General features: G+C 34.8%; 26 protein-coding genes. 8 read left to right on the top strand and 18 right to left on the bottom strand.

Annotation, left to right across the window (positions count from 1 at the left end):
* Nucleotides 1–12: 12 nt before the first annotated feature.
* The 3 genes from lepB to ACYVEC_RS08000 all read right to left on the bottom strand — a co-directional run bounded on the left by lepB (nucleotide 13) and on the right by ACYVEC_RS08000 (nucleotide 2,082).
* Entirely contained in the window at nucleotides 13–576 is a 564-nt protein-coding gene (gene lepB, locus ACYVEC_RS08010) for a signal peptidase I (protein ID WP_063224645.1), read from the bottom strand.
* 56 nt (nucleotides 577–632) lie between these two features.
* Complete coding sequence (locus tag ACYVEC_RS08005; RefSeq protein WP_063224646.1) at nucleotides 633–1,226, bottom strand: TVP38/TMEM64 family protein; 594 nt, start codon at nucleotides 1,224–1,226, stop codon at nucleotides 633–635.
* Nucleotides 1,227–1,500: 274 nt separating this feature from the next.
* Nucleotides 1,501–2,082, bottom strand: a complete 582-nt coding sequence (locus ACYVEC_RS08000) for a competence protein ComK (protein ID WP_063224647.1) — start codon at nucleotides 2,080–2,082, stop codon at nucleotides 1,501–1,503.
* Nucleotides 2,083–2,365: 283 nt separating this feature from the next.
* Here ACYVEC_RS08000 and ACYVEC_RS07995 point away from each other — a divergent pair, with 283 nt between their 5' ends.
* Complete coding sequence (locus tag ACYVEC_RS07995; RefSeq protein ID WP_063224648.1) at nucleotides 2,366–2,551, top strand: hypothetical protein; 186 nt, start codon at nucleotides 2,366–2,368, stop codon at nucleotides 2,549–2,551.
* A gap of 26 nt (nucleotides 2,552–2,577) precedes the next feature.
* Here the strand turns inward: ACYVEC_RS07995 and ACYVEC_RS07990 are convergent, their stop codons facing one another.
* Both ACYVEC_RS07990 and cspA read right to left on the bottom strand, forming a co-directional pair.
* Nucleotides 2,578–2,853, bottom strand: coding sequence for a hypothetical protein (locus ACYVEC_RS07990; protein ID WP_063224649.1), 276 nt, complete (start codon nucleotides 2,851–2,853; stop codon nucleotides 2,578–2,580).
* Nucleotides 2,854–2,954: 101 nt separating this feature from the next.
* On the bottom strand, nucleotides 2,955–3,158 hold the full coding sequence (gene cspA, locus ACYVEC_RS07985) for an RNA chaperone/antiterminator CspA (RefSeq protein ID WP_000301522.1): 204 nt from the start codon (nucleotides 3,156–3,158) through the stop codon (nucleotides 2,955–2,957).
* Between the two features lie 284 nt (nucleotides 3,159–3,442).
* Here cspA and ACYVEC_RS07980 point away from each other — a divergent pair, with 284 nt between their 5' ends.
* Together ACYVEC_RS07980 and ACYVEC_RS07975 are read left to right on the top strand one after the other, a co-directional pair.
* Nucleotides 3,443–3,937: a DUF6584 family protein gene (locus ACYVEC_RS07980; protein WP_063224650.1), complete on the top strand. Its 495-nt coding sequence runs from the start codon at nucleotides 3,443–3,445 to the stop codon at nucleotides 3,935–3,937.
* 19 nt (nucleotides 3,938–3,956) lie between these two features.
* Nucleotides 3,957–4,748 carry a phosphotransferase gene (locus ACYVEC_RS07975; protein ID WP_063224651.1) on the top strand — a complete coding sequence of 264 codons (792 nt, stop codon included), beginning with the start codon at nucleotides 3,957–3,959 and terminating at the stop codon, nucleotides 4,746–4,748.
* A gap of 120 nt (nucleotides 4,749–4,868) precedes the next feature.
* Here ACYVEC_RS07975 and aceA read toward each other — a convergent pair whose 3' ends face one another.
* The 11 genes from aceA to ACYVEC_RS07920 form a co-directional block, all read right to left on the bottom strand.
* Nucleotides 4,869–6,146 carry an isocitrate lyase gene (aceA, locus tag ACYVEC_RS07970; RefSeq protein ID WP_060629908.1) on the bottom strand — a complete coding sequence of 426 codons (1,278 nt, stop codon included), beginning with the start codon at nucleotides 6,144–6,146 and terminating at the stop codon, nucleotides 4,869–4,871.
* A gap of 23 nt (nucleotides 6,147–6,169) precedes the next feature.
* On the bottom strand, nucleotides 6,170–7,759 hold the full coding sequence (gene aceB, locus ACYVEC_RS07965) for a malate synthase A (RefSeq protein ID WP_063224653.1): 1,590 nt from the start codon (nucleotides 7,757–7,759) through the stop codon (nucleotides 6,170–6,172).
* Nucleotides 7,760–7,942: 183 nt separating this feature from the next.
* A complete protein-coding gene (locus ACYVEC_RS07960; RefSeq protein ID WP_063224654.1) occupies nucleotides 7,943–8,599 on the bottom strand; it encodes an S-layer homology domain-containing protein in 657 nt (218 codons plus the stop codon).
* Nucleotides 8,600–8,938: 339 nt separating this feature from the next.
* Entirely contained in the window at nucleotides 8,939–9,598 is a 660-nt protein-coding gene (locus ACYVEC_RS07955) for an S-layer homology domain-containing protein (RefSeq protein WP_063224655.1), read from the bottom strand.
* A gap of 451 nt (nucleotides 9,599–10,049) precedes the next feature.
* Entirely contained in the window at nucleotides 10,050–10,721 is a 672-nt protein-coding gene (locus tag ACYVEC_RS07950) for an S-layer homology domain-containing protein (protein ID WP_063224656.1), read from the bottom strand.
* 84 nt (nucleotides 10,722–10,805) lie between these two features.
* Nucleotides 10,806–11,708, bottom strand: coding sequence for a DMT family transporter (locus ACYVEC_RS07945; RefSeq protein WP_063224657.1), 903 nt, complete (start codon nucleotides 11,706–11,708; stop codon nucleotides 10,806–10,808).
* A gap of 96 nt (nucleotides 11,709–11,804) precedes the next feature.
* On the bottom strand, nucleotides 11,805–13,070 hold the full coding sequence (locus tag ACYVEC_RS07940) for a M48 family metallopeptidase (protein WP_063224658.1): 1,266 nt from the start codon (nucleotides 13,068–13,070) through the stop codon (nucleotides 11,805–11,807).
* Nucleotides 13,071–13,204: 134 nt separating this feature from the next.
* A complete protein-coding gene (locus ACYVEC_RS07935) occupies nucleotides 13,205–13,393 on the bottom strand; it encodes a hypothetical protein (RefSeq protein ID WP_063224659.1) in 189 nt (62 codons plus the stop codon).
* A gap of 11 nt (nucleotides 13,394–13,404) precedes the next feature.
* Entirely contained in the window at nucleotides 13,405–13,704 is a 300-nt protein-coding gene (locus ACYVEC_RS07930; RefSeq protein ID WP_001006045.1) for a hypothetical protein, read from the bottom strand.
* A gap of 31 nt (nucleotides 13,705–13,735) precedes the next feature.
* Complete coding sequence (locus tag ACYVEC_RS07925; RefSeq protein ID WP_063224660.1) at nucleotides 13,736–14,068, bottom strand: hypothetical protein; 333 nt, start codon at nucleotides 14,066–14,068, stop codon at nucleotides 13,736–13,738.
* A 24-nt stretch (nucleotides 14,069–14,092) separates the two neighbouring features.
* Complete coding sequence (locus tag ACYVEC_RS07920; RefSeq protein WP_063224661.1) at nucleotides 14,093–14,941, bottom strand: CPBP family intramembrane glutamic endopeptidase; 849 nt, start codon at nucleotides 14,939–14,941, stop codon at nucleotides 14,093–14,095.
* Nucleotides 14,942–15,082: 141 nt separating this feature from the next.
* Between ACYVEC_RS07920 and ACYVEC_RS07915 the strand changes: the two genes are divergently transcribed.
* Both ACYVEC_RS07915 and ACYVEC_RS07910 read left to right on the top strand, forming a co-directional pair.
* On the top strand, nucleotides 15,083–15,787 hold the full coding sequence (locus tag ACYVEC_RS07915; protein ID WP_063224662.1) for a response regulator transcription factor: 705 nt from the start codon (nucleotides 15,083–15,085) through the stop codon (nucleotides 15,785–15,787).
* 9 nt (nucleotides 15,788–15,796) lie between these two features.
* Nucleotides 15,797–17,539: a sensor histidine kinase gene (locus tag ACYVEC_RS07910; RefSeq protein ID WP_063224663.1), complete on the top strand. Its 1,743-nt coding sequence runs from the start codon at nucleotides 15,797–15,799 to the stop codon at nucleotides 17,537–17,539.
* Nucleotides 17,540–17,985: 446 nt separating this feature from the next.
* Here ACYVEC_RS07910 and ACYVEC_RS07905 read toward each other — a convergent pair whose 3' ends face one another.
* Nucleotides 17,986–18,888, bottom strand: coding sequence for an AraC family transcriptional regulator (locus ACYVEC_RS07905; RefSeq protein ID WP_199677688.1), 903 nt, complete (start codon nucleotides 18,886–18,888; stop codon nucleotides 17,986–17,988).
* 137 nt (nucleotides 18,889–19,025) lie between these two features.
* Here ACYVEC_RS07905 and ACYVEC_RS07900 point away from each other — a divergent pair, with 137 nt between their 5' ends.
* Nucleotides 19,026–19,511, top strand: coding sequence for an RNA polymerase sigma factor (locus ACYVEC_RS07900; protein ID WP_199677689.1), 486 nt, complete (start codon nucleotides 19,026–19,028; stop codon nucleotides 19,509–19,511).
* A gap of 5 nt (nucleotides 19,512–19,516) precedes the next feature.
* Entirely contained in the window at nucleotides 19,517–20,635 is a 1,119-nt protein-coding gene (locus ACYVEC_RS07895) for an anti-sigma factor (protein ID WP_199677690.1), read from the top strand.
* A 34-nt stretch (nucleotides 20,636–20,669) separates the two neighbouring features.
* Here ACYVEC_RS07895 and ACYVEC_RS07890 read toward each other — a convergent pair whose 3' ends face one another.
* Complete coding sequence (locus ACYVEC_RS07890) at nucleotides 20,670–21,647, bottom strand: HD domain-containing protein (RefSeq protein ID WP_199677691.1); 978 nt, start codon at nucleotides 21,645–21,647, stop codon at nucleotides 20,670–20,672.
* A 313-nt stretch (nucleotides 21,648–21,960) separates the two neighbouring features.
* Here ACYVEC_RS07890 and ACYVEC_RS07885 point away from each other — a divergent pair, with 313 nt between their 5' ends.
* A complete protein-coding gene (locus ACYVEC_RS07885; protein ID WP_048526605.1) occupies nucleotides 21,961–22,329 on the top strand; it encodes a DUF5412 family protein in 369 nt (122 codons plus the stop codon).
* Nucleotides 22,330–22,357: the final 28 nt, after the last annotated feature.

Here is a 22,357-nt window from a genome sequence, read left to right as displayed (position 1 = left end):
CTACCTATTATATCAACCTTTTGAAAAATTCGTTTGCACCTCTTGAAGTGGCCAATATCGTAAATCAACTTTACCGACAACTGTATCAGCTTTTACAAACCCAAAGTGTCTACTATCCCAACTCCCGAGACGATTATCACCTACTACAAAAATATATCCCGGTGGCACCGATTTTTCTTTCGTTAACTCTTCTAGTTTAAAATCACCTGTTAGTTGTCGTCCATCTATCTCTTTCTTATACGTTTCTAAATAAGGTTCATCCACGAATTGTCCGTTTATATATAGTTTATCATGCTTATATTCAATTTGATCCCCAGGTAAACCGATAATTCGTTTTACGTAATCCTCTTTTTTATTCGCATGAAACACAACAACATCAAACCTATTCAAGTCCCCCACTTGATAACTCACCTTATTTACAACGAGCATATTGCCATCTTGTAATGTCGGCATCATTGACTTCCCCTCTACAACGTACGTTGAAAAGAAAAACGTTCGAAAAAATACAGCTAATAATACACCAATTAAAATTGTTCGTATCCACTCTATGCCTTCTTTTTTCAAAGTTTTCTTCATCCGCTTCTCCCCTTATCCTTTAATCATGAAGCTTTCCTTTACAAAGAAGACTATTCTTAATGTAGTTCTAACTTTACTTCAATTTTCTTACCGACATACCACAAAATAAAAATACCAATTGCTACAATAACTGATTTCAGCGGATTATGAATAAATGACATTAAATCATGACCGATATACGTTAAAATAAAAATCATCACAAGCTTTCCGAACGCAAGCGCGAGGCCAAACTGCTTTACACTTATGCGAGATAAACCAGCGACAACGTTTATAAGCGCAGACGGTGTAAACGGAAAACAAAATATGACGAAAATCGGTGCGAACCCTTTCCTTTCAATCCATCCCATTGCCTTTCGTACTCTCTCATGCTTATTTACAAAAGAAAAGAAACGACTTCGGCCAAAATGGCGAATAATGAAAAAGACAAGTAAGGCACCCATTACTGATCCAAGCCATGAATAAAGAAAACCGAGCCAAAATCCAAATGCAACAGCATTCGCCAATACAAATACGATAAGTGGCAATGCCGGAATTAGCGCCTCTATCATCGGTAAGCCAATACCAAGAAGTGGTCCGAACGCTTTATAACTTTCAACAATATAATCCATATTTTCTGGTGAAAAATACTCTTTGATTGTCTGAAAATCCATTCTACACTTTACCCCTTTACTCTAAGTACTACCTCTACTGTATCATTGCTTATATGAAAGAGGAAATGGTAGATACGACATATGGAGATGTAATTATTAAGTTTCCATACCTTTCATAAGAATTCCTTCATTATTATGCTATGATAATCTATCAATATTCGACAGGACGTGTCGTACGTTTTGTTATTTAGGGAATGGCAGTTTTTTTGCATGTGCGATTTCTCCAATATATCGACTTACTAACAAATAAAAAGGATGGGAGTTCCCCATCCTCTCACACCTCGTCTTCTTTCACAAAATACACTTTCTCATATGCTGGTCTTAATCTAGATTCTTCATTTTTATCAATCTCTTTAAAACAAGGATTCCCTTGTTTTTTTCTACGATCTTCATATTCAGTACGCAATTTTGCTGTACGATTTTGTTGATTTTCAAAACTAGTTTTAGATATCTCTAACTTCACCGCAAAGCCATTTATAAATCTAATAATAAGGTTTCCATCTTTTAATTCTTTATTACTTTCAATATAAAAGTGCGACAACCACGAGCACTCTTTTCTAGAATAAGAATAGGTAGGGAAAAAATATAGTTGATCGGTCGGACTAATGGCAATCGGCGCTTTATGTGTAATATGAGTTAACTCTTTCGTTCCTTCTTTTCTGCCTAAAAAACTAGAACCATGCTTGCGGCAACTTCTTTCTATAATATCTAGAGGCTTTTGAAATACGAAAAAAGAGTCTTGCACTTCAACAACTCGCGTAACAATTTTCTTTTCACTGAGAATTACAGGAAGTAAGGCCATTGTATTTTTATTAACAACGTAGTTTTCGACATAGCGTTCCACTTTACTTTCCATATTCCACTATCTCCTTTTTTCCATTTATTTTAGCAGCTGCATATATAATTTTAGCATCTATGAAAAGGAAATGGCTTACAGATTCCACTTTTTTACAATACTTTATCATTTATCAAATTTCTTTTAAATTATAAAAAATAAATATAGTGATTAAATAATAAAAATCCACATAAAATGTATTTATACTATTAATAAATATTTACAATTGCTTCCTCATTTCGTATCATTACGACAATTAACTTTGCTATAATTAAAAGAAAAATCCAATATATGGAGGTCCACTATGGAAGAAAAAGAAATTCAACCCACGATTCAAATGAAAAATAGTAGCATAGTGATTGTGAAAAACTCAGCTAGTATTATTTTCGGCTTATTTTTCATACTACTATTCTTTGCAAAACCTTTTCGTAAATCGAAATGCTCTGAATGTAAAAAACGCGAGAAGAAAAAAGTTGAAAAAGAAGAGTAAAAGGCCTTCCATTTTTGGAAGACCTTTTACTCTTCTTCATCCTCAAAAAAACCGACGATTTTTTCTTCTTCATATTCATATTTTCTTCCAAGATTCTCTGTATCTCTTTTAATTTGTAAGAGAACTATATATCGCTCCTCATCCAAAACAGAAGAATGCGATTTCTTCAAATCAATTAAGGTCACTTTATCATGTTCATACGTTTTCGCATATGCTTTTATCTCTTCAATCGTATTGTGTAAGTCTTCTTTATTTCCCCTGCGAACATCGAGTATTACTTCATTTGTATACCTCTCGATCATATATATCCCCCGTTTTCTCCTAATATAATCATTATGCTCGTATATGACAACAAAAAAAAGGATGGCAGCAGCCATCCTTTTTTCCATAATAAACTATAAAATTATAGTTTGATTACGTTTTTAGCTTGAGGTCCACGGTTACCTTCTTCGATTTCGAAGCTAACTTTTTGACCTTCTTCTAGAGATTTGAAACCTTCAGTTTCGATTGCAGAGAAATGTACGAATACGTCGTTTTCGCCTGGAACTTCGATGAAACCGAAGCCTTTTTCGTTGTTAAACCATTTTACTTGTCCTGTTACTGCCATGATTATTTCCTCCTAAGAAAATACATTTTTAATTTTTTTTAGTTTTCCTATCTAAAAAAAGAATCCACACATTATCAAATACGAAACATAAACTAGTTCTCACATACTTTTTCTCGTTCGTTTTCAGCACTTGATAATATATGGATTGCTTAATTTAACTATTCAACTGACATTATCATAGCATATTTAAAATGAAATGTACAATCTTTTTTAAAAATAGAATTTCTAATTTTTAGTATTTCTTTTAAAATATAATCATCTCTATTCCAAATAAGGAGGAATTCATGACAGCCAAAATCACTAAAAAAACATTAAAGAAAATTGAAGAGGATATTGAAAATAATAATCTTGGTAAGGCAAGAGATAGACTACATGGCCTCATCTCTACATATCCAAATGAATTATATCTTCGAAAACAACTCGGAGACATTTATTATAAATTGCAATATCCAGAAATGGCTGGACGTTACTGGTATTTAGAGGAACATAAAACAGACATTATGCATGAATCATGTTTATTATTTGAAAAATCAATGGGAAATGATCCTTATCATATTTCACGTGCTTTAAAATTCAAAGGAGATTCTATCCATATAAAGGGGTTAGATAAAGATCAAAATTTATCTTTAGTACAGAAAACAGTAGTAGAAGAATTAGTTTATGAGTATCAGGAAACATGGCAAGATAGGTTAGTCCCACTTAGCTGTCTAGTATTTCTTGCTTTCCTTCTTTTTTCTGCCATTGTTGGTATATTCACTATATGGAATTGGATTTTTTAATTATAGGAGGAATTTTCACATGTCAAACTACGCTAACGAAGAAAAACTAACTGGCGGAAACGTCTCAAACGTATATCGTTCTGAAAATACTGTGAGGCGAGAATTGAAGCCAGACAGTGCAAAAATTCATAAGTTATTACAGCATCTAGAAAACAAAGGTTTTTATCATGCTCCAAAGTTTTTAGGTATAGATGAGAAAAATAGAGAGATTTTATCTTTTATTGAAGGAGAAGCTGGGAATTATCCTTTAAAAGAATACATGCGGTCTAATGATACGTTAAAAGAAATAGCAAAGATGCTTCGCCTTTATCATGATGCTGTAAGTGACTTCCCGTTATCCAATGATTGGAAAACGATGGATCATACCCCAAATAACATTGAGGTTTTATGCCATAACGATTTTGCCATATACAATATTATTTTTAATCAAGAAAAACCAGTAGGCATTATTGATTTCGATGTTGCTGCTCCTGGACCAAGAATTTGGGATATCGCTTATACGCTGTATACTTGTGTACCTTTAAGTAGAGTGTATTATACAGAATCGGGTGAGGCAGTTCATTATGAATCGGCACAACATGCTGACTCTATAAAAGAAAGAGTGAAATTATTTGTCCAGTCCTACGGTAAAAGTATGAACGAAGATTACTTAGGAATGGTGCTACTACGTCTAGAAGCGTTATGTACATATATGAAAGGAAAAGCACAAGAAGGCGACTTAAATTTCAAAAGAATGATTGATGAAGGACATCTGGAGCATTATGAAAAAGATATGCAGTTTATTCGTGAGCATAGAGCTGAGTGGATTTGATACTATTGTCTTTTTTGTCGGTAAGTCGATATATTAGAAAAATCGTTGATATCATTTCATTTACTCTCGCATCTCAAACAAAATAACAAGAGGCACCCATTCAAAAGGTGCCCCTTCCTTTTATTTCGTAAACTGTGCTTCTTCGGTAGATCCTTTTAATGCTGTCGTTGATGAAGTACCGCCTGTAATAACTTGTGCTACTTCATCAAAGTAACCTGTTCCTACTTCTCGTTGATGACGAGTTGCAGAGTAGCCATGTTTTTCTGCTGCGAATTCTGCCTGCTGTAGTTCAGAGTACGCTGCCATGCCGCGCTCTTTATAGCCTCGTGCTAATTCGAACATGCCGTAGTTTAATGAGTGGAATCCAGCAAGTGTTACGAACTGGAACTTATAACCGTAAGATGCGATTTCTTTTTGGAAGCTCGCAATTGTTTTCTCATCTAGTTTTTGTTTCCAGTTAAATGAAGGTGAACAGTTGTATGCAAGCAATTTCCCTGGATGCTCTTTATGAATTGCGTCCGCAAATCGTTTTGCATCTTCTAAATTTGGTTCAGATGTTTCACACCAAACGAGGTCTGCATAAGGAGCGTATGCTAAACCACGTGCAATCGCTTGATCAAGACCTGCTTTCGTACGGTAAAATCCTTCTGGTGTTCTTTCTCCTGTAATAAACGCTTTATCAACAGGATCTATATCGCTCGTAATTAAATCTGCCGCATCCGCATCTGTTCTTGCAACGATAATTGTCGGCACTCCCATTACATCTGCAGCAAGGCGTGCAGAAATTAAATTACGCACCGCTGTTTGCGTTGGTAGTAATACTTTTCCGCCTAAATGACCGCATTTCTTCTCTGAAGATAATTGATCTTCAAAGTGCACACCAGATGCACCTGCTTCAATCATACCTTTCATCAGTTCAAATACATTTAATTGTCCGCCAAATCCAGCTTCTGCATCTGCTACAATCGGCACGAAATAATCTGTATCACCGCTTCCTTCCATATGCTGAATTTGGTCCGCACGTTGAAGCGTTTGATTAATTCGTTTTACTACAGCAGGTACACTGTTCGCTGGATATAAACTTTGGTCTGGATACATATGGCCAGAAAGATTTGCATCAGCCGCTACTTGCCAGCCACTTAAATAAATTGCTTTTAACCCAGCTTTTACTTGTTGCATCGCTTGGTTTCCTGTTAATGCACCAAGTGCGTTAATGTAATCTTCCGTATGAAGCGACGCCCAAAGCTTTTCAGCACCGCGGCGCGCTAACGTATGTTCAATATCAATTGACCCGCGCAGGCGAATTACATCTTCTGCCGAATATGGACGTGTGATCCCTTTCCAGCGATTATCTAGTTCCCAGCTCTCTTGTAATTTCTCGATTCTTTCGTTTTTCATTTGTTCCATCCCCTTTTCACTTTTTATAAAATTTCATAACCCGGTAATGTTAAAAATGGTACGAATTCATCATTCCGAACGAGATTTGTAAACAACGTTGTCGCCTCTTGGAATCTCCCTTTCTTAAAGGCTTCTTTACCAATCTCTCTTTCTATTTTTGCTAATTCTTCTTCTTTTAGCTCTTCCACTAGTTCAAGCGTAATATTACGGCCATCATTTAGTTTTCCACCTTCATGACGAATCCATTGCCATACTTGTGCCCTAGAAATTTCCGCTGTTGCCGCATCTTCCATTAAATTATAAATGGGTGCTGCTCCCCGTCCGCTTAACCAAGATGCAACATATTGAATGCCTACACTAATATTCATACGAAGGCCTTCTTCTGTAATCGTTCCCACTGGCACTTCTAGTAAATCTTTTTCTGTTACATGTATTTCTTCTCGTTTTCTAAAAATTTGGTTCGGTGTTTTCATAATGTGATTAAATACTTCCATTGCGACTGGTACAAGTCCCGGGTGGGCAACCCAAGTCCCGTCATGACCATCTAAAGCTTCACGTTCCTTATCAGCACGCACTTTTTCAAAAGCAGCTTCATTTGCTTCCGGATTATTTTTAATCGGAATTTGCGCTGCCATTCCTCCAATAGCTGGTGCATTACGACGATGACACGTTTGAATTACTTTCAAAGAATACGCGCGCATAAACGGCGCCGTCATCGTGACTTGCGCTCTATCTGGAAGTAAAAAGTCGTTATGATTACGGAATCCCTTTAGAAAGCTAAAAATATAATCCCATCTTCCGCAATTTAATCCAGCAGAATGATCTTTAAGCTCATACAAAATTTCATCCATTTCAAACGAAGCGTGAATCGTTTCCAGTAATACCGTTGCTTTAATCGTTCCGTTTGGAATACCGATATATTTTTGAGCAAATACGAAAACATCATTCCATAACCTTGCTTCTAAATAGCTTTCCATTTTCGGTAAGTAAAAGTATGGCCCGCTTCCTTTTGCTAAAAGAGCTTTCGCATTATGGAAAAAATAAAGTCCGAAATCTACTAAGCTACCAGACATATTCTTCCCATCAACTTGCATATGTTTTTCTTCTAAATGCCATCCTCTTGGGCGCACAATTAATACTGCTGTTTTACTATTTAAACGATATTCTTTTCCGTTTTCATTTTTATGTGAAATCGTTCCCTTTACTGCATCTCGTAAGTTTATTTGACCTTCAATCGCATTTTCCCAAGTTGGTGAATTCGAATCTTCAAAATCCGCCATAAAAAGATGTGCTCCTGAATTTAAAGCGTTAATAACCATCTTTCTATCTACTGGTCCAGTAATCTCTACGCGGCGATCCTCTAAATCTTTTGGCAATTTAGCAATTGTCCAATCCGCTTCACGTATGCGCTTTGTTTCTTCTAAAAACTTCGGAAACTCTCCTGCATCAATTCTCTTTTGTTTCTCCGCACGCTTTTGTAAAAGTTCTATGCGGCGCTCATTGAAATTTTCATGTAGTTCCTTTAAAAAACTAAGCGCCTCAGGTGTCAATATTTCGTTGTACGCTGATAACATTTCTCCGACGAGTGTAACCCGTGAAGTTTGCGTCGACATATTAGCATCCCCTTCTTAAACTGTTTTATAACAGATTTGATTTTATGTTTTATATTATATAACAAATCTTCAGAAAAGGAAGTTTTTTTTGAAAATTTAATTGATTTTTTATAAAACTGTATTCTGCCACCGGCATTACACATAAAAAAAAGGCCAGTGTTATACAACACTGACCCCTGTTTATTAAAGCGCTCTAAATAAGAACTGCGCATATTGTTCACGTGTTACTTTCATATTCGGAGCGAAGTTACCATTCCCATCTCCTACTGAAATACCATTTGAACCTACTGCATTAATTGCATTTTCTGCCCAATGTCCCTTTGGTACATCTTTAAATCCTGCTGGTCCTTGTACCTTTAATCCAAATGCTCTCGTAAGAACTTGCGCCATTTCTGCACGTGTTAACGTATCTTTTGGTCTGAAGTTTCCTTTCTCGTCACCTGTAAAGATACCTAATTCTGTTACTGCTAACACTTCGAAAGGAAACATCGTTGAGTTATCATCAACAATATCATTATACGGGCTTTCTAATTCCTCATCTTCACCAAATTCTTCATCAAGATCCAGTGCACGATAAATTAAAGCGGCTACCTGTTCACGAGTTACGTTATGTCCAAAACCGAACACACCATTTCCATAACCAAGCATAATTTCTTGTTCTGCTAAAGTTTGAATTGCTTCATAAGACCAATGTCCTGCTGGTACATCCTTAAAGATTGCTTGACTTGCTTGTTGTGGCTTTGCAGCTAATTCAGCTTTTGCTGTAGTCCCTTCAGCACTAAATGCTATTCCACCCATAATTGTTAAAGCTGTTGCTACTTTTAAAATTTTTTTCTTCAAAGTACTCTCTCCCTAAAAACATATTTTTTTCTAATATAAAGAATTAACGAAAGCGTAACAATACAATTCCCATGTGATTTTTGTCTAATTTATGAACTATATTTCATATACTTTTATTTACACTCTATTAATAATAAAGTTACTAAATCGCATATTTAAGCAAGAAAAAGTTACTTTATTCAATCTCTTCTTATCCACTAAATTCCAACAAATAAATTATGAACAGAACATCGATATACTTATAAATAATATAAAACAAGAAAAAAGCGTGGGATTCCCGCGCTTTTTTCTTGTTTTATATTATATTGATATAATTTAAACGTCCTTATATTTTAACTTTCATTCATAATCTTCATCTTTTACAGGAAAATAAAAAACAGCTCTATTTAAAAACGTTGCATATTGCTCACGCGTTACAACTTTACTCGGTTCAAAATTCCCATTTCCTGTCCCTACTATGACATGATTAGACTGCAGTGCACTAATCGCATTTTTTGCCCAATGATTATTTGGTACATCTTTAAATGTATGGTTCTTCTTCATCTCAAATGTAAATGCGTTTGTAAGAATTTGCGCCATTTCTGCGCGTGTCACTGGTGCGGCTGGTCTAAAGTTTCCTTTTTCATCACCTTTAAAAATACCATGCTTTGTCAATACTAAAATTTCATCTAAAAACATTGTTGCCCTCTCAGAAATATCTTTGTATGGATTTTTTAAAGGTCCTTCTTTTTTCAAATTCAATGTACGATACAGTACTGCTGCTACTTGTTCTCTTGTTACATTATCACCTACACCAAACTTACCATTTCCATAGCCTAACATTACTTTATTGTATACTACGTCCATTATATCGTCATATGCCCAGTGGTTTACTGGAACATCATCAAAAACAATCATTTCTGGATATTCTTCTGCTTTTACGTTTGGAACATTTGTACTTACAAACAAGCCGCCCATAATAGTTACCGTTGCCATTATACGTAACATGTTCTTCTTCATTGCCCTCTCCCCTTTATCTCCATTTGAAAAAACGGAAAATAATAGACTGAAATCCTTTCCAATATTACATATGTTGCCTTTGCACCATTTATGCAATATATTACATTTAAAAAATCTATTATTGTGAAAATCACTACTAAAGGAGAGCCAATTCGCTCTCAATTTCAATTTTTATACCGAATTGTACGCAAATCATTTCCCTTTCCTATGGTCATTTAAAGGTGTTTCTATACATTAAATATTCTACTTTTTTCAAAAGAAATCCTTCACATTTTAAAAGTTCATTTTCTAGACAAAAAACGCAAATATATGTTGTTACTCCCTATATATCGACGTTTCGATAAAGGATATCAACTTAGCTGCAAAATAAGAAAATAATAACCTATCTACTAATAAAAGCTCATAATAAGCGGAAGATATCTCTTCTACACATTATGAGCTTTCTCTTTATCTATTCCATTTTCCCTGTAGCATTATCAATTGATCGTTGTAAAAACTTCGCAAATTGCCCACGTGTAACGAGCATTTCAGGCTGGAACTTGCCATCTCCCGTTCCTACCGCTACTTTATTAGACTGTAATGCGCTAATTGCATCCCTTGCCCAATGGTTTTCTGGTATATCTGTAAATGTATGCGGACTCTTCGCTTTCAACTCATATGCTTTCGTTAAAATTTGTGCTAATTCTGCACGAGTCAGTGTATCTTTCGGACGGAAGTTTCCATTTTCGTCGCCTTTAAAAATACCGATATTTGTTAAATGTAAAATTTCGTAAGGAAACATTGTTGACTTCCCGCTAATATCCCCATATGGATTCGCATCAAATACACTTCTTTTTAAACCAAGTGCACGATGTAGTACTGCCGCTGCCTGTTCGCGTGTTATATTATCTTCTGTCCCAAACTTACCATTCCCATAGCCATACATAATGCGATGATATACTAAATTCGTAATTTCATCATATGCCCAATGATCTGTTGTTACATCATCAAATTCTATCATAATATTAGGACCAGATTTTTCGATAACATCTGTATTTGCAGACACACCATTTGCACCTACAAATATTCCTCCCATTAAAGTTAACGATGTCGCTACCTTTACTAGCTTTTTCATCTCTCTCATCTACCTTTTCCTTTATTTTCCTATCTTTTATATTGTACAAAAAATAAGAAAATTATCAATAGAATATGATCTAATTATTTACAATTATGAATACATTTTTTCTTTCAACGCTATTTTTTCATCCTTCGTTTTCCGAAAAGTAAAGGCCATTCCTACAAATATAAGGATAATCCCTACTACTTGCATACTAGTCGGTCTAAATCCGGTAAAGACTGTATCTAATAGTATCGCAACAGCAGGATCCAAAAATACTAATACAGAGATCATTCTAGTCGATAAATCTCTTAAACTGTCAAAAAATAAGTAATATACAAATCCAGTATGTATAAGACCTGTCGCTGTAATCATCATCCAGTTCATCTCTGTTAATCCTTGAAACTTGCCAAAATCTACGAATGGTAGCAATAAAAATATACCTAAAAATGTTTGTAAAAATGTCATCGCATATGCGCTCGTATGCTGAATTCCTTTTCCTAATAAAGTGGTAAAAGCATAAAATAATGCTGCAAGAAGTGCCCATACCATTCCAGACGACATCATTTTTTCGAGCGATAGACTTCCATCTACTCCAGCTACTAAAACGGTACCGATAAAACAAATGACAATGGACATAACCGCAAATACTGTAAGTCTCTCTTTAAATACGATACTACCAATCATTAATACAATAATGGGTGCAAGATGATAAACTGAAATCGCAATTGTAATCGACATAACTTCAAACGCTTTAAATAGAAATACCCAGTTGAAAACGAGAAATACACCGCATGCTAATATTTGTACAACTTCTTTTTTATTCCATTGCTCACTTTTATACTGCCCTGTTACGAGCCAACATAATGCTAAAAATATAGTCGCACAAATGCAACGAACGAATACTAATTCAAAAGACGGTAAACCCGTTTGAACAGAAAAGAATCCAATTGACCCGAAAATAGACATTGAAAGGATCATTTTTATAGCCGGCATTGATTTTGAATGAAACAAAATATTAACCTCCTAAATATTTCACTGAATATTCCATATATTATACACTATAATTTTCCAAAACTCGAATACCCCATAAAAAAAAGAAGCAGTACACTACTGCTTCTTTTCTTTTTCATATTGTTCAAACGTATGAATTCTTTCGAAAATTGGTGGATGTGTGTATAAGAAAAACTTCACTAACGCAGGCGGATTTACTTGGCTTAAACTCGTTTTTGATAAATATTGAAACGTCTTTACACCAGATTTCCCGTCTTTCGTCATGTCTAAAGCATATTGATCTGCCGCTCGTTCTTCTATACGAGAAACATAGTTTGTTGCTGGCTGTGATGCAAAAGAGAGTACAGAAGAAATTAAGAAAAATAAAGGTAAAATTGAGAAACATGCTACTTTTGAAATTTGCAGCGTATCTCCCCATTTTCGAATACACATATTTATAATACGACTAATGAAATACATCCCTATAAACGATAGCAACACATAACTCGCCACGCCCCAATATATATGTTTCATAACATAATGCCCCATTTCATGAGCCATTATAAATAAAATCTCTTTATCTTTTAATTGCTTAAGCGTTGTATCCCACATTACAATACGCGAGTTAAGTCCTATTCCTGTTACATATGCATTTAACGCATTCGTTTTTTCCGACATATTTACTTCATATACATGTTTAGCCGGAATATCGGCTTTGTCTGCCATCTCTAAAATTTTCGTTTCTAATTCTTTATTTTTCAGCGTCGAGAAGTCGTTATAAAGTGGATCAATAACGACAGGCTGTATGAATGTTAAAAAGATTGTAAATGGAACAGAGAGTGCCCACCCTGCTAGCCACCATCTCTTTGGGAATTTACGGATAAGCCATAACAGAACGGTAACTACGATTAACATAGTCGCATAACTCTCCCAAAAACCGATAACATGATCTTTTATCCAGCTTTGTGTACTTTGCGTTGAAATGCCGTAATCAACGGATACTTTTCGGCTAATCCATTGCATTGGCAGGGCAAGAACTGTTGTAAGTAATGATAAATAAAAGAAATAAATCGCAACTTGCAGGACACTTATTTTCGTCGTTTCCTTCGACCATTTCTCAAACTTCTTTGAAATACCGAGCACAAGCACAAATAATAAAATAATCCATTCAAGAGGCGTCGCTAAAAAATACAGTAAATTTTTCACGCGCGAATAATCTTGGCTTAGCGTAAGCTCTCTTGCATTCATAAACGTTTCTGGATCTGCACTCGTTCCTTTATACATGTCCGGAATAAGTTCATGACTCCATCCAAATAAATACCAGTATATAAGCAATGCAAACCCAACGTACAAAAAAAGCGACCACCCAATAACCTTCCTCACGCTATTCCCTCCTCTATGCTGCCTGTCTATTATTATTGTAAGTTCGTACATGCTAAATTAGAACAAGCTTATTACGCGAATTGCTCGAGAGCCTTCTAGTTATATAAAAAAACTCTTCTACAAAAAGAAGAGTTTTACCTACCTTTAGACACTTTCTTCGGTTCATAATCTGGGATAAGAAACGTACTTACAACCCAACATATTAAACCAGCGCCTTTTATATAGCGTATATATTCATAGTCTTGAAAAAATAAAGTCGTTACAATAAGCGTAAAAAATCCAATTAAAACTAGTACGTATCCTATTTGCTTCTTAGATAACATAACGCGCCCCCTTAAGGAAGTACATCCACTAATAAACTAAAATCTTGTAAAGAAAAAGTACTATATTTCATAATACCTTGTACAGCTAATAGTAAAATAAGACCGGTCACACACATATAATTAATACTTTCTTCACTCTTTTTTTCAGCAACTATTCCGCCACTTATACATAAAATCCCTAATAAATGGAGCGCTAAATACATGAAGAAATAAGCTTCCTCCCAGCGAAGAATAACATTGACTGTCGTTATCAGCACAATACTAAGCAAAATCAAATAAAAAAACTTATTTGATGATATTGTTTCATTCATATAATTTTATACATCCCTTTCAAATTTAGAATTAATGATGTTTCAAAGCTATAAAGTAAATGATTGTTTTCATACTATAAAACAAAAGGAAAGCCACTATTACTTTCACGAATACTTTATGAACCCACATATACTTCTCTTCATTTTTTCTGAAGATGCGCTTCATCATTTCTTCTACAATTAGACCAAATATTAGTAAAACCCCTAACACAATAAGAAGAGAAATAATATTTTCTTTTAAATGAGTACTAGAAAATAAGTAATACTCTGAAAACACAATCGTATCTACTACAGGTTGAAGCCAATGGCAAACGTTTCTATCACATATATCTGTAATAGACGTAGAATCTATAATGTCTTTCAATATTTTTCAATCGTCTTCTTCATCTCATTTACTCCCCACTACGTCTGAAAAGCTTTTTTCCTGCTCTACATATATAGCTGGCATTTCTTTACTCCAATATTTGCGGTTAACAAATAAGAAGATGAGTACTAAGTTTAATCCTGTTATAAAAATAATAAGTCCTGGAAAGAACGTCGTATAATTTGAGAAATCTGCAAAACTCATTATCTCTTCTTTATTTATTAGAAAAGAAACACCGATTACAAATGCATTGTTTAACATGTGAATAGCAATTGGCATGAGTAAGCTATTCGTACGAATATATACGATTGATAGTACAACGCTAAATACAACTGCGCCTAGGAAATCAACATGTAACAACGCAAACAACATCGCTACTACAATGATCGCTATACTCGTTCCCCATTTTGCTGCAAAGCGTTGCAGTAAAAATCCCCGAAAAACAAATTCACCAATAATTGGTGCGATGAATACGACCATAATAATTTGATATACATATCCCCCGGTACTATCTATAATCGGTTCACGTAATGCATTCATAATAAATGCTGGTGTAATCCATGCAAAACTATACATGTACAAAATAAGATATCCATAACTAAACACGCATAACATAATCGTAATGTATAAAACTTGCACCAGGTTAAATGTTTCATTTTTATTAATAAATAATGAAAATGAAACACTGTGTTTTCTATACTCAAAAAAAATCCATGTAATCGGAAGGATATAGAATATAAGAATATTTATAAAAGTAGAATTTTGCATATGAAATGTATTTTCTATCAATGCATTACTGGCTCTTGCAACTAACGTTAATAGTGCAAATACAATTAAAAAATATCTAGCTCGCATCGTTTGAAACGGATTCACACTCATCTCCTCCCCTATGTTACTTTTATCATATCATCTGATTCTTAATTTTTTGAGAAAGAAAACCTTAAAATTTCCTTAAAAATTCCATAAGTTACAGAAAGATGATATGATATTCGAGAAAATTAGGAGGGATTTTTTATGTATCAAGCAAATATTTTGCTCGTTGATGATGAAACAGCAATTTTACAATTACTAACTACCATTCTTGAAAAAGAAGGTTTTTCTCATATTACAACTGCAACATCGGCTGAAATAGCATTATCTCTCACTGAGCAAAATGATTACGATTTAATTCTTTTAGATGTCATGCTTCCTGGACAATCTGGTTTTGATATTTGTCCAATCATTCGCCAAAAAACAGATTGCCCTATCTTCTTCCTCACAGCTAAAACATCTGATTTAGATAAAATATCTGGATTTTCACACGGTGCAGATGATTATATTACAAAGCCATTTAATCCACTTGAAGTAGTAGCTCGTATGAAAGCACAACTCCGAAGACATATGAAACAAGCAGTACCACACGAACAAAAAGCACACTCCAGTTCATTTGGCAGATTTGCAATTGATCAACATTCCGCAGAACTTACAGTAAATGGACGTATTGTCGAATGTTCCGCCCAGCTATTTCAGCTATTACTCTTCTTTTGCGAGAATCCGAACTACGTATTTTCGAAAGAAGAAATATACGAAAAAGTTTGGGGAGCACCTGCCTATAATGGCGATGATAATACCGTAATGGTCCACATTCGAAAACTACGTGAAAAAATTGAACAAGATCCAAGTAAACCAGAATATATAAAAACCGTTCGCGGACTTGGCTATAAATTCATTACAAAGTAGGGTGACGATATGAACTTTAATAAACGACTTATTATCCAGTTTATCCTGCAACACGTATTTGTTTTAGTTACATTACTAATTGCTGTAGTAGCTGCTTTCACTTATTTAATTTTTCTTGTTACTAGCACTTCATATGAACCGAACATTCCAGATTCCGATAATTTTATGATTGCAAGATACATCTCTTCAGAAGATGGCGATATTTCGTTAAAAGCTGAAGTAAAAGACTTAATTAAAGAAAAAAATGATTGGATTCAAGTTGTGGAGGAAAACGGAAAAGTTCTCTATCACTTTAATACGCCAAGTGACGTACCAACATCTTACACGAAAGCATCTTTATTCTCATATATACAGAATCATATAGAAAACCCTTATACATTTACATATTGGGAAATTGAATTAGAAGAAAAGAACGTACTCGTTATTTACGGCGGTATGTTAAAAAGCAATGCATTACTGAAAACAATCAAGAAAGAGCACCCTTCTGTATCTACGGATTCGTTCACATTAACAGAAGAAGAACAGCAATTACTTTCTAAAGAAAAAGCAACACTTCAAATTTTTAATAGTAAGGGCGATGAAGTATTCTCCTATCCAAATGGAAAGAAAAAAACATTTTCTGTTATACAAGCCGCTCTTAATGAAAAAGAACCGTGGAATCATAAAGAAAACACGTCTAGCTTTTACGACACAAATAGTAATCATCTTCTTGTTGTAACTGCTAAAAATGAGCACTACTACCCAGATGATGAAATAGACGATGTATTTACTAAAAAGTTTCTAATCGGATGCGGATTAATCCTTCTTATCGTATTTGTTTATTTAGTCATTCTTTCTATTTGGTACGGTAATAAATTCGGAAAACCGTTATTACATGCAATGCGCTGGCTTAAAAACATCGCTGGTGGAAAGTACGAAGAGCCTGTTAGTAAAAAAGGGAAACCTATTAGGTTCAGGAAATCTGGTAAAGAAAAATGGTCATTCCGCTTATTTAGTGATGTTACAAATTCACTAGAGCATCTTTCTATTACACTCAAAAAAAATGATGCAATGAGGCAAGTACTACAGCAAACACGTGAAGAATGGATTACTGGTCTAACGCACGATTTAAAAACACCACTTAGTTCTATATACGGCTACGCATTATTACTAGAATCCAATCAGTACAAATGGACCGATCGTGACATTCAGCAATTCGGCAGCGTTATGAAAGAAAAATCTCAATATATGACTACATTAATTGATGACTTAAGCTTAACGTATCAATTAAAAAATAACAGTCTTCCTGGGCAGCACGTGAACATTGAAATGAATCAATTCGTCCAAAAAGTATTATTACAATTTATTAATAACCCGACACTTGAAAATCAAAATATTGAATTCGTACCAAGCTCAAACAAAATTCAATATTTCATTGAAGAAAAATGGTTCCAGCGTATTATCGAAAACTTACTCGTAAACGCTGTAAAACATAATAATGAAACGACTAATGTCATGGTAAAACTTTCGCAAAACGCTACTTCATTTTCACTCTCTATTTCAGATAACGGAAAAGGAATGGATGATAAAACAAAAGAGCTTCTATTTGAAAGGTATTACCGAGGAACAAATACAGAAGAAAGCAACGTCGGAACTGGACTTGGCCTCGCCATTACGAAACAGCTCGTTCATGCTCATAACGGAACGATTTCTATCGATAGCGAACTTGGAAAAGGAACGACAATTATACTTGTGTTCCCGTTTCGTTCGTAGAAAAGGCGCTATATGGCGTCTTTTCTTTTTCTTTTCTGGGAGAGTTCAGCGGTAAATGAAATTATATCGGCGATTTTCTGAATATATCGGCGCAACTCGAATTATATCAGCGATTTTTCAAATATATCAGCGCAAATCAAAATATATCAGCGATTTTCAAGATATATCAACTTACCAACAAAAATCGACAATACTAACCTACTTCCCCTGCTATACAAATTAAAAATAACCTTCCATAACTCACTATGAAAGGTCACTCCATATTTCAGCTATTTCCCTACTAACACAAATACATTCTCATCAGGCGCTTCCATTTCTGTATAAAAAGAAACTGACCTTTCTATATCCTTCGTATGTATAGATACACATTCTAATTTTTTGAACATCTTCCTATTTCCCCCTATATAAAAAAGCGAACCATCTCCCAATGATTCGCTCTTATCCTATTACTTCCTCTTCACCGGTATCCAAAGTTCTACTTGAGCAAACTCACTCTTATCTTCATGGCAACGCTCATCATATAGTTCAAACTCAGTAACGCCGCAATGTTCATATCCTGAATGCGGGAACCATTCTGAGAATACTGCGTTCCACGTTTGGTGAATAGACGATACCATTTCTTCATGAGGAACTTTCGGCGTTGTGAATACTGCGTATGTCGCTGCTGGGAAATTACGCTTTGCAACTTCATTTGGTACATTTTCAAAGTCTGTAACTTCCATTCCGATAATATAAGTGAAGTCTCCTGTTTCTAAATTAAAATCAGTACATAATCCAAGCTCTACCCATTGGCTCGTATCTTTACGATTCGGAATCGTCGTTCCAAGATCTTTTTGTAAATATTCTTGCCAAAATGCTGGAATGTCTTGATGGTTCTTCCCTTCTTTACTTGTCGTCTTCAGTTCATAACCCGCCATTAAAAATTCTGGTTTATTTACAATACGATATTCCATTTGTATGCCTCCTAAATACGGATTTAATTTTCTTTGCTTTACATTCACGCTGTAATACATCGGCGTTTCAATTTCTTGCTTTCGATATTCACTCGGTGTCATTTGAAATAATTTTTTAAAGGCTCTCGTGAACGTTTCGTGAGATTGAAAGCCATGCTCAAATGCGATATCAATAACTTTTTCATCCGTATGAGAAAGTTGATAAGCTGCTCGGGCTAACCTCCTCTTTCGAACATACTCCATTACTGTATCACCTACTAACGCCTGAAATACACGATGAAAATGCGACTCAGAAAAACCTGCAATACGTGCTAAATTACGCAGCGTCTGTTTTTCCATTACATCTTCCTCAATATAATCAATTGACCTTTGAATTTGTGCTTCATAGCTTTCCATCTCTGTTCACCCGCCTTATATGTATTATGATAAAAGAGAATCTTATCCAATTCTTGACGTTTTTTACTATAATTTTAAAAACAAATGTAACTTTTTTATATGTATTTCGTTGTTATGTATGAAGGGAGGGAAATGTAGTGAAACATAAACAATCATTAGAAGAAATTTACTCAGAGCATATGCAAGATTTATTTCGCTATCTTCTCTCCCTAACCGGAGATTCCCACTGTGCGGAAGATCTTATGCAAGAAACATTTTACCGAATGCTCATCCATATTGACTATTATAAAGGAGAAGAAATTAGGCCTTGGTTATTTACAATTGCCTACAACGCCTTTATCGATTGGTATCGAAAAGAAAAAAGATATAAAACAACGACAATTGCAGAATTCCATTTACCAAACGTACCAAGTACAGAGCACTCTTATTTCGTAAAACATGAGATTGCTAGTTGGTTAGACAGTTTATCTTCTCTTCCGCTCGAAAGACGAAATGTTCTGTTACTACGAGATTACTACGGATTCTCGTATAAGGAAATAGCAGAAATGACCGGTCTCTCACTAGCGAAAGTGAAAATTGAATTACACCGAGGACGAAAAGAAACGAAAAGCATAAAGGAGTGATACGGATGGGTTGTACAGAATTTAAAAAACTATGGGAGAAGTACGAAAACGGAACGCTCACGCATGATGAACAAGAACTGTTAGAAAATCATATTGAGACATGTGAAGAATGTGAAGCTTACTTAGATGAGTTGCTTTCGAAGAGTGAACCAATAAAGAAAAAACTACCACCACAAAAGCTGAAAGTCCCGTTTTGGAAAATAAAATGGAAACAACGTTGGCAAACCGTTAGTTTTGTCCTTGCCGTTTGTATTGCAATCTATTTTGTCGATCATTTTTCATCTTCTCTTTACTTCTATAATATGAAAAAGTTAGCCGAAGTAAATGAGATTCCAGCACTCGCACTAGAAGCAACAATTCCAAATAGTCGTTCCACTGGAGGCAGTACAAAAATCAAACCCTTTTTCCGTACAGAAAATGAAATGAATTTAGTTAAAACTGTCGGCAAAAAAGAACTTCCAATTGGCACAGTAACAACGCGTAGTTTCTTATCATCTGTAACTGACACAAATCAATCTTGGGCAAATAAACCCTATTCAAAAAAACTTTCCTTTGTTCATCCAAAAATCAAGGAAGAAGCTTCTTTGAAAGAATCATCTAAAAAAGTTTGGGATACACTTGGAAAGATACATGAGGGGACCGTTGCAGAAGTAGCGCTATCTTTCGATAAAGCTTACACTTTACAAGAAGTCGAATCGATTCTATATAGCGCATTTGAAGCACAAGAAATGCCGCCAACTCCTTTATGGTACGCCTTAGACACAGGACAAGAGAGAATAGATGAGGAAGATTTCATCCTACATGGTGGAGAAATTATAGGATTTTCAGAACATATAAATCTCCCTGATAATGAAGCAATACGACCGAAGACAAAAGAAGATGAAGTGATCGAAATGATGCACATTCTTTCTACACATAAAGAAACTGTAAGTAAAACTACTCGAACTCCTGAAAAAGAGCTGAATTTAGATAAGCGCTATCAGTATGTAAAAGATAACGGCGTTAAAGTATACGGGATTGTCATTACTGGTCCATCGAAAGAGTTATTAAAATTACAAAACTCGTCGCACGTTCGTTATGCGACTCTTGGAGATATTGAGGTTTGGAATTGGTTTGATTATTAATGAGGAAAAGGAGAGCAAAGATATGCTCTCCTTTTTAATCCGAAATCACTTTCACATACATCCCTCTCACCGCTTTTTCATAAGCGACCTCACTCATCTGTCTTATGTTTTCTGATACGAAAGACGATGAAACAACTTCACCTTCACGAAGTAACGACGGATCAATGAGTCGGACTTTATTTTTCTGATACAAATCATAATCATTTCTATCTTCTTTTACTTTTACATTCGGATGAACTTTTCTTAATAAAGCATGTACTTCTGAATCATTACATTGCTGCAATTTCGAAATTAGCTCATCATCTTCAAGAAGAAAATCATCTGCATGAATAACCTTTTTGTGTAGAGCTAACTTTAGCGTTTTTGCTAACATATCATTTCCGTAAATATTCATTGGTTGCATAAAGAAATCGATTACTTCTTTGTAATACGTTTCTGCAAACCATTCAGCTATTTCGATATTTTGAAGGACCATTTTCCCATCTACAGCAATGACATCCTCTAAAAAACTGTGAACTTCTTCTAAAGAAACATACCCATATGTATACATATCTCGTAACGTATAATCAACTCTGTCTGCGCATAATTCTGGTGCTGACCTTTCGAGTAACGTCCATTTTGAATCATCTAACAAAATATCTTCATAGTTATAACCATACTTTGAAAGAATCGCTGGAATTTCTGAGTTTTTCACTACAGAACTAAATATCTCTTCATGATAACTTTCACCCTCATTATGAAAAACATAATCAATCACGTGGGAAAAAGCAGTATGTGATACGTCATGCAGTAAACCTGCAATTTGTTCTTCTACTGAACCACCAAGTTTTTTAACTAATAACATAACACCAACTGAATGATCAAAGCGCGTTACATTCCATTTCTCATTTATTAAGTAGCTTGCGCCATTTTGATGAATACCTTTTAGTCTTTGCACAGACTTACTTACAATTAATTCTTCTAACACCTGATCCACTTCAAACTCACCGTATAGCACATCTGATATAACCACTTATAATCCCCCTTTATTTCAGCAGCGTCTTTTAATCGTACCTTTTTTATGAAATCGACATCAATATAAATATTAAATTCAAATATAATAATGTTATACATGTCTGTTATTTCTTTTAATTCATTTGTTTTTATTGAGTGCTCCTTATATGGAGCCTTTTTTTATTGAAAAATATGGGGACTTTCATTCCAAATCGTGAACAGGACGCTATAAATAGAAACGTACATATTCCGGCGACGAAAAGGATAATATTGCCAGTTTCATTCTTCTTTGATTTAATACAAGTATGGCCGTTAAGGGAAAGAGGGGAAACATGAAAAAGATTTTCTTCACCATTCTATTCATCATTATTGTATTCATTAGTTTAGGATATTGGAAATTCTTCACTTTATCTGGGGTTTCAGGCGGTGAAAAGATTCAATCCATATACTCGCCAGATAAAACGTATACTTTACATATATACAGACATAATGGCGGCGCAACGACTAGTTTTGCTATAAGAGGAGAGCTTATAGCAAATAATAAAAAATTTATGAACACGAAAAATATATACTGGAATTATCGTGAAGAAGATGCAACTGTACAATGGTTAGACGATCATACAGTGATGATTAATAAGCATAAATTACATGTAGAGACGGACACGTATGATTTTAGAAAAGATGAAAGAGAAAAGGACTGACATTTATCAGTCAGCCCTTTTCTCTTTA

The organism is Bacillus sp. MN7755, from assembly GCF_054771475.1.
The sequence above is the reverse complement of the archived record's forward strand: the minus strand, read 5'-3'. Positions and strand labels throughout refer to the sequence as shown.

Coding starts and splice junctions, on each gene's coding strand:
- ACYVEC_RS07975 (WP_063224651.1), top strand. CDS start 3,957: ATGTCAAACTACGCTAACGAAGAAAAACTAACTGGCGGAAACGTCTCA.
- ACYVEC_RS07955 (WP_063224655.1), bottom strand. CDS start 9,598: ATGAAGAAGAACATGTTACGTATAATGGCAACGGTAACTATTATGGGC.
- ACYVEC_RS07910 (WP_063224663.1), top strand. CDS start 15,797: ATGAACTTTAATAAACGACTTATTATCCAGTTTATCCTGCAACACGTA.
- lepB (WP_063224645.1), bottom strand. CDS start 576: ATGAAGAAAACTTTGAAAAAAGAAGGCATAGAGTGGATACGAACAATT.
- ACYVEC_RS07905 (WP_199677688.1), bottom strand. CDS start 18,888: ATGGAAAGCTATGAAGCACAAATTCAAAGGTCAATTGATTATATTGAG.
- ACYVEC_RS07895 (WP_199677690.1), top strand. CDS start 19,517: ATGGGTTGTACAGAATTTAAAAAACTATGGGAGAAGTACGAAAACGGA.
- cspA (WP_000301522.1), bottom strand. CDS start 3,158: ATGGCAGTAACAGGACAAGTAAAATGGTTTAACAACGAAAAAGGCTTC.
- ACYVEC_RS07885 (WP_048526605.1), top strand. CDS start 21,961: ATGAAAAAGATTTTCTTCACCATTCTATTCATCATTATTGTATTCATT.
- ACYVEC_RS07935 (WP_063224659.1), bottom strand. CDS start 13,393: ATGTTATCTAAGAAGCAAATAGGATACGTACTAGTTTTAATTGGATTT.
- ACYVEC_RS07950 (WP_063224656.1), bottom strand. CDS start 10,721: ATGAGAGAGATGAAAAAGCTAGTAAAGGTAGCGACATCGTTAACTTTA.
- ACYVEC_RS07930 (WP_001006045.1), bottom strand. CDS start 13,704: ATGAATGAAACAATATCATCAAATAAGTTTTTTTATTTGATTTTGCTT.
- ACYVEC_RS08005 (WP_063224646.1), bottom strand. CDS start 1,226: ATGGATTTTCAGACAATCAAAGAGTATTTTTCACCAGAAAATATGGAT.
- ACYVEC_RS07995 (WP_063224648.1), top strand. CDS start 2,366: ATGGAAGAAAAAGAAATTCAACCCACGATTCAAATGAAAAATAGTAGC.
- ACYVEC_RS07990 (WP_063224649.1), bottom strand. CDS start 2,853: ATGATCGAGAGGTATACAAATGAAGTAATACTCGATGTTCGCAGGGGA.
- aceB (WP_063224653.1), bottom strand. CDS start 7,759: ATGTCGACGCAAACTTCACGGGTTACACTCGTCGGAGAAATGTTATCA.
- aceA (WP_060629908.1), bottom strand. CDS start 6,146: ATGAAAAACGAAAGAATCGAGAAATTACAAGAGAGCTGGGAACTAGAT.
- ACYVEC_RS07980 (WP_063224650.1), top strand. CDS start 3,443: ATGACAGCCAAAATCACTAAAAAAACATTAAAGAAAATTGAAGAGGAT.
- ACYVEC_RS07915 (WP_063224662.1), top strand. CDS start 15,083: ATGTATCAAGCAAATATTTTGCTCGTTGATGATGAAACAGCAATTTTA.
- ACYVEC_RS08000 (WP_063224647.1), bottom strand. CDS start 2,082: ATGGAAAGTAAAGTGGAACGCTATGTCGAAAACTACGTTGTTAATAAA.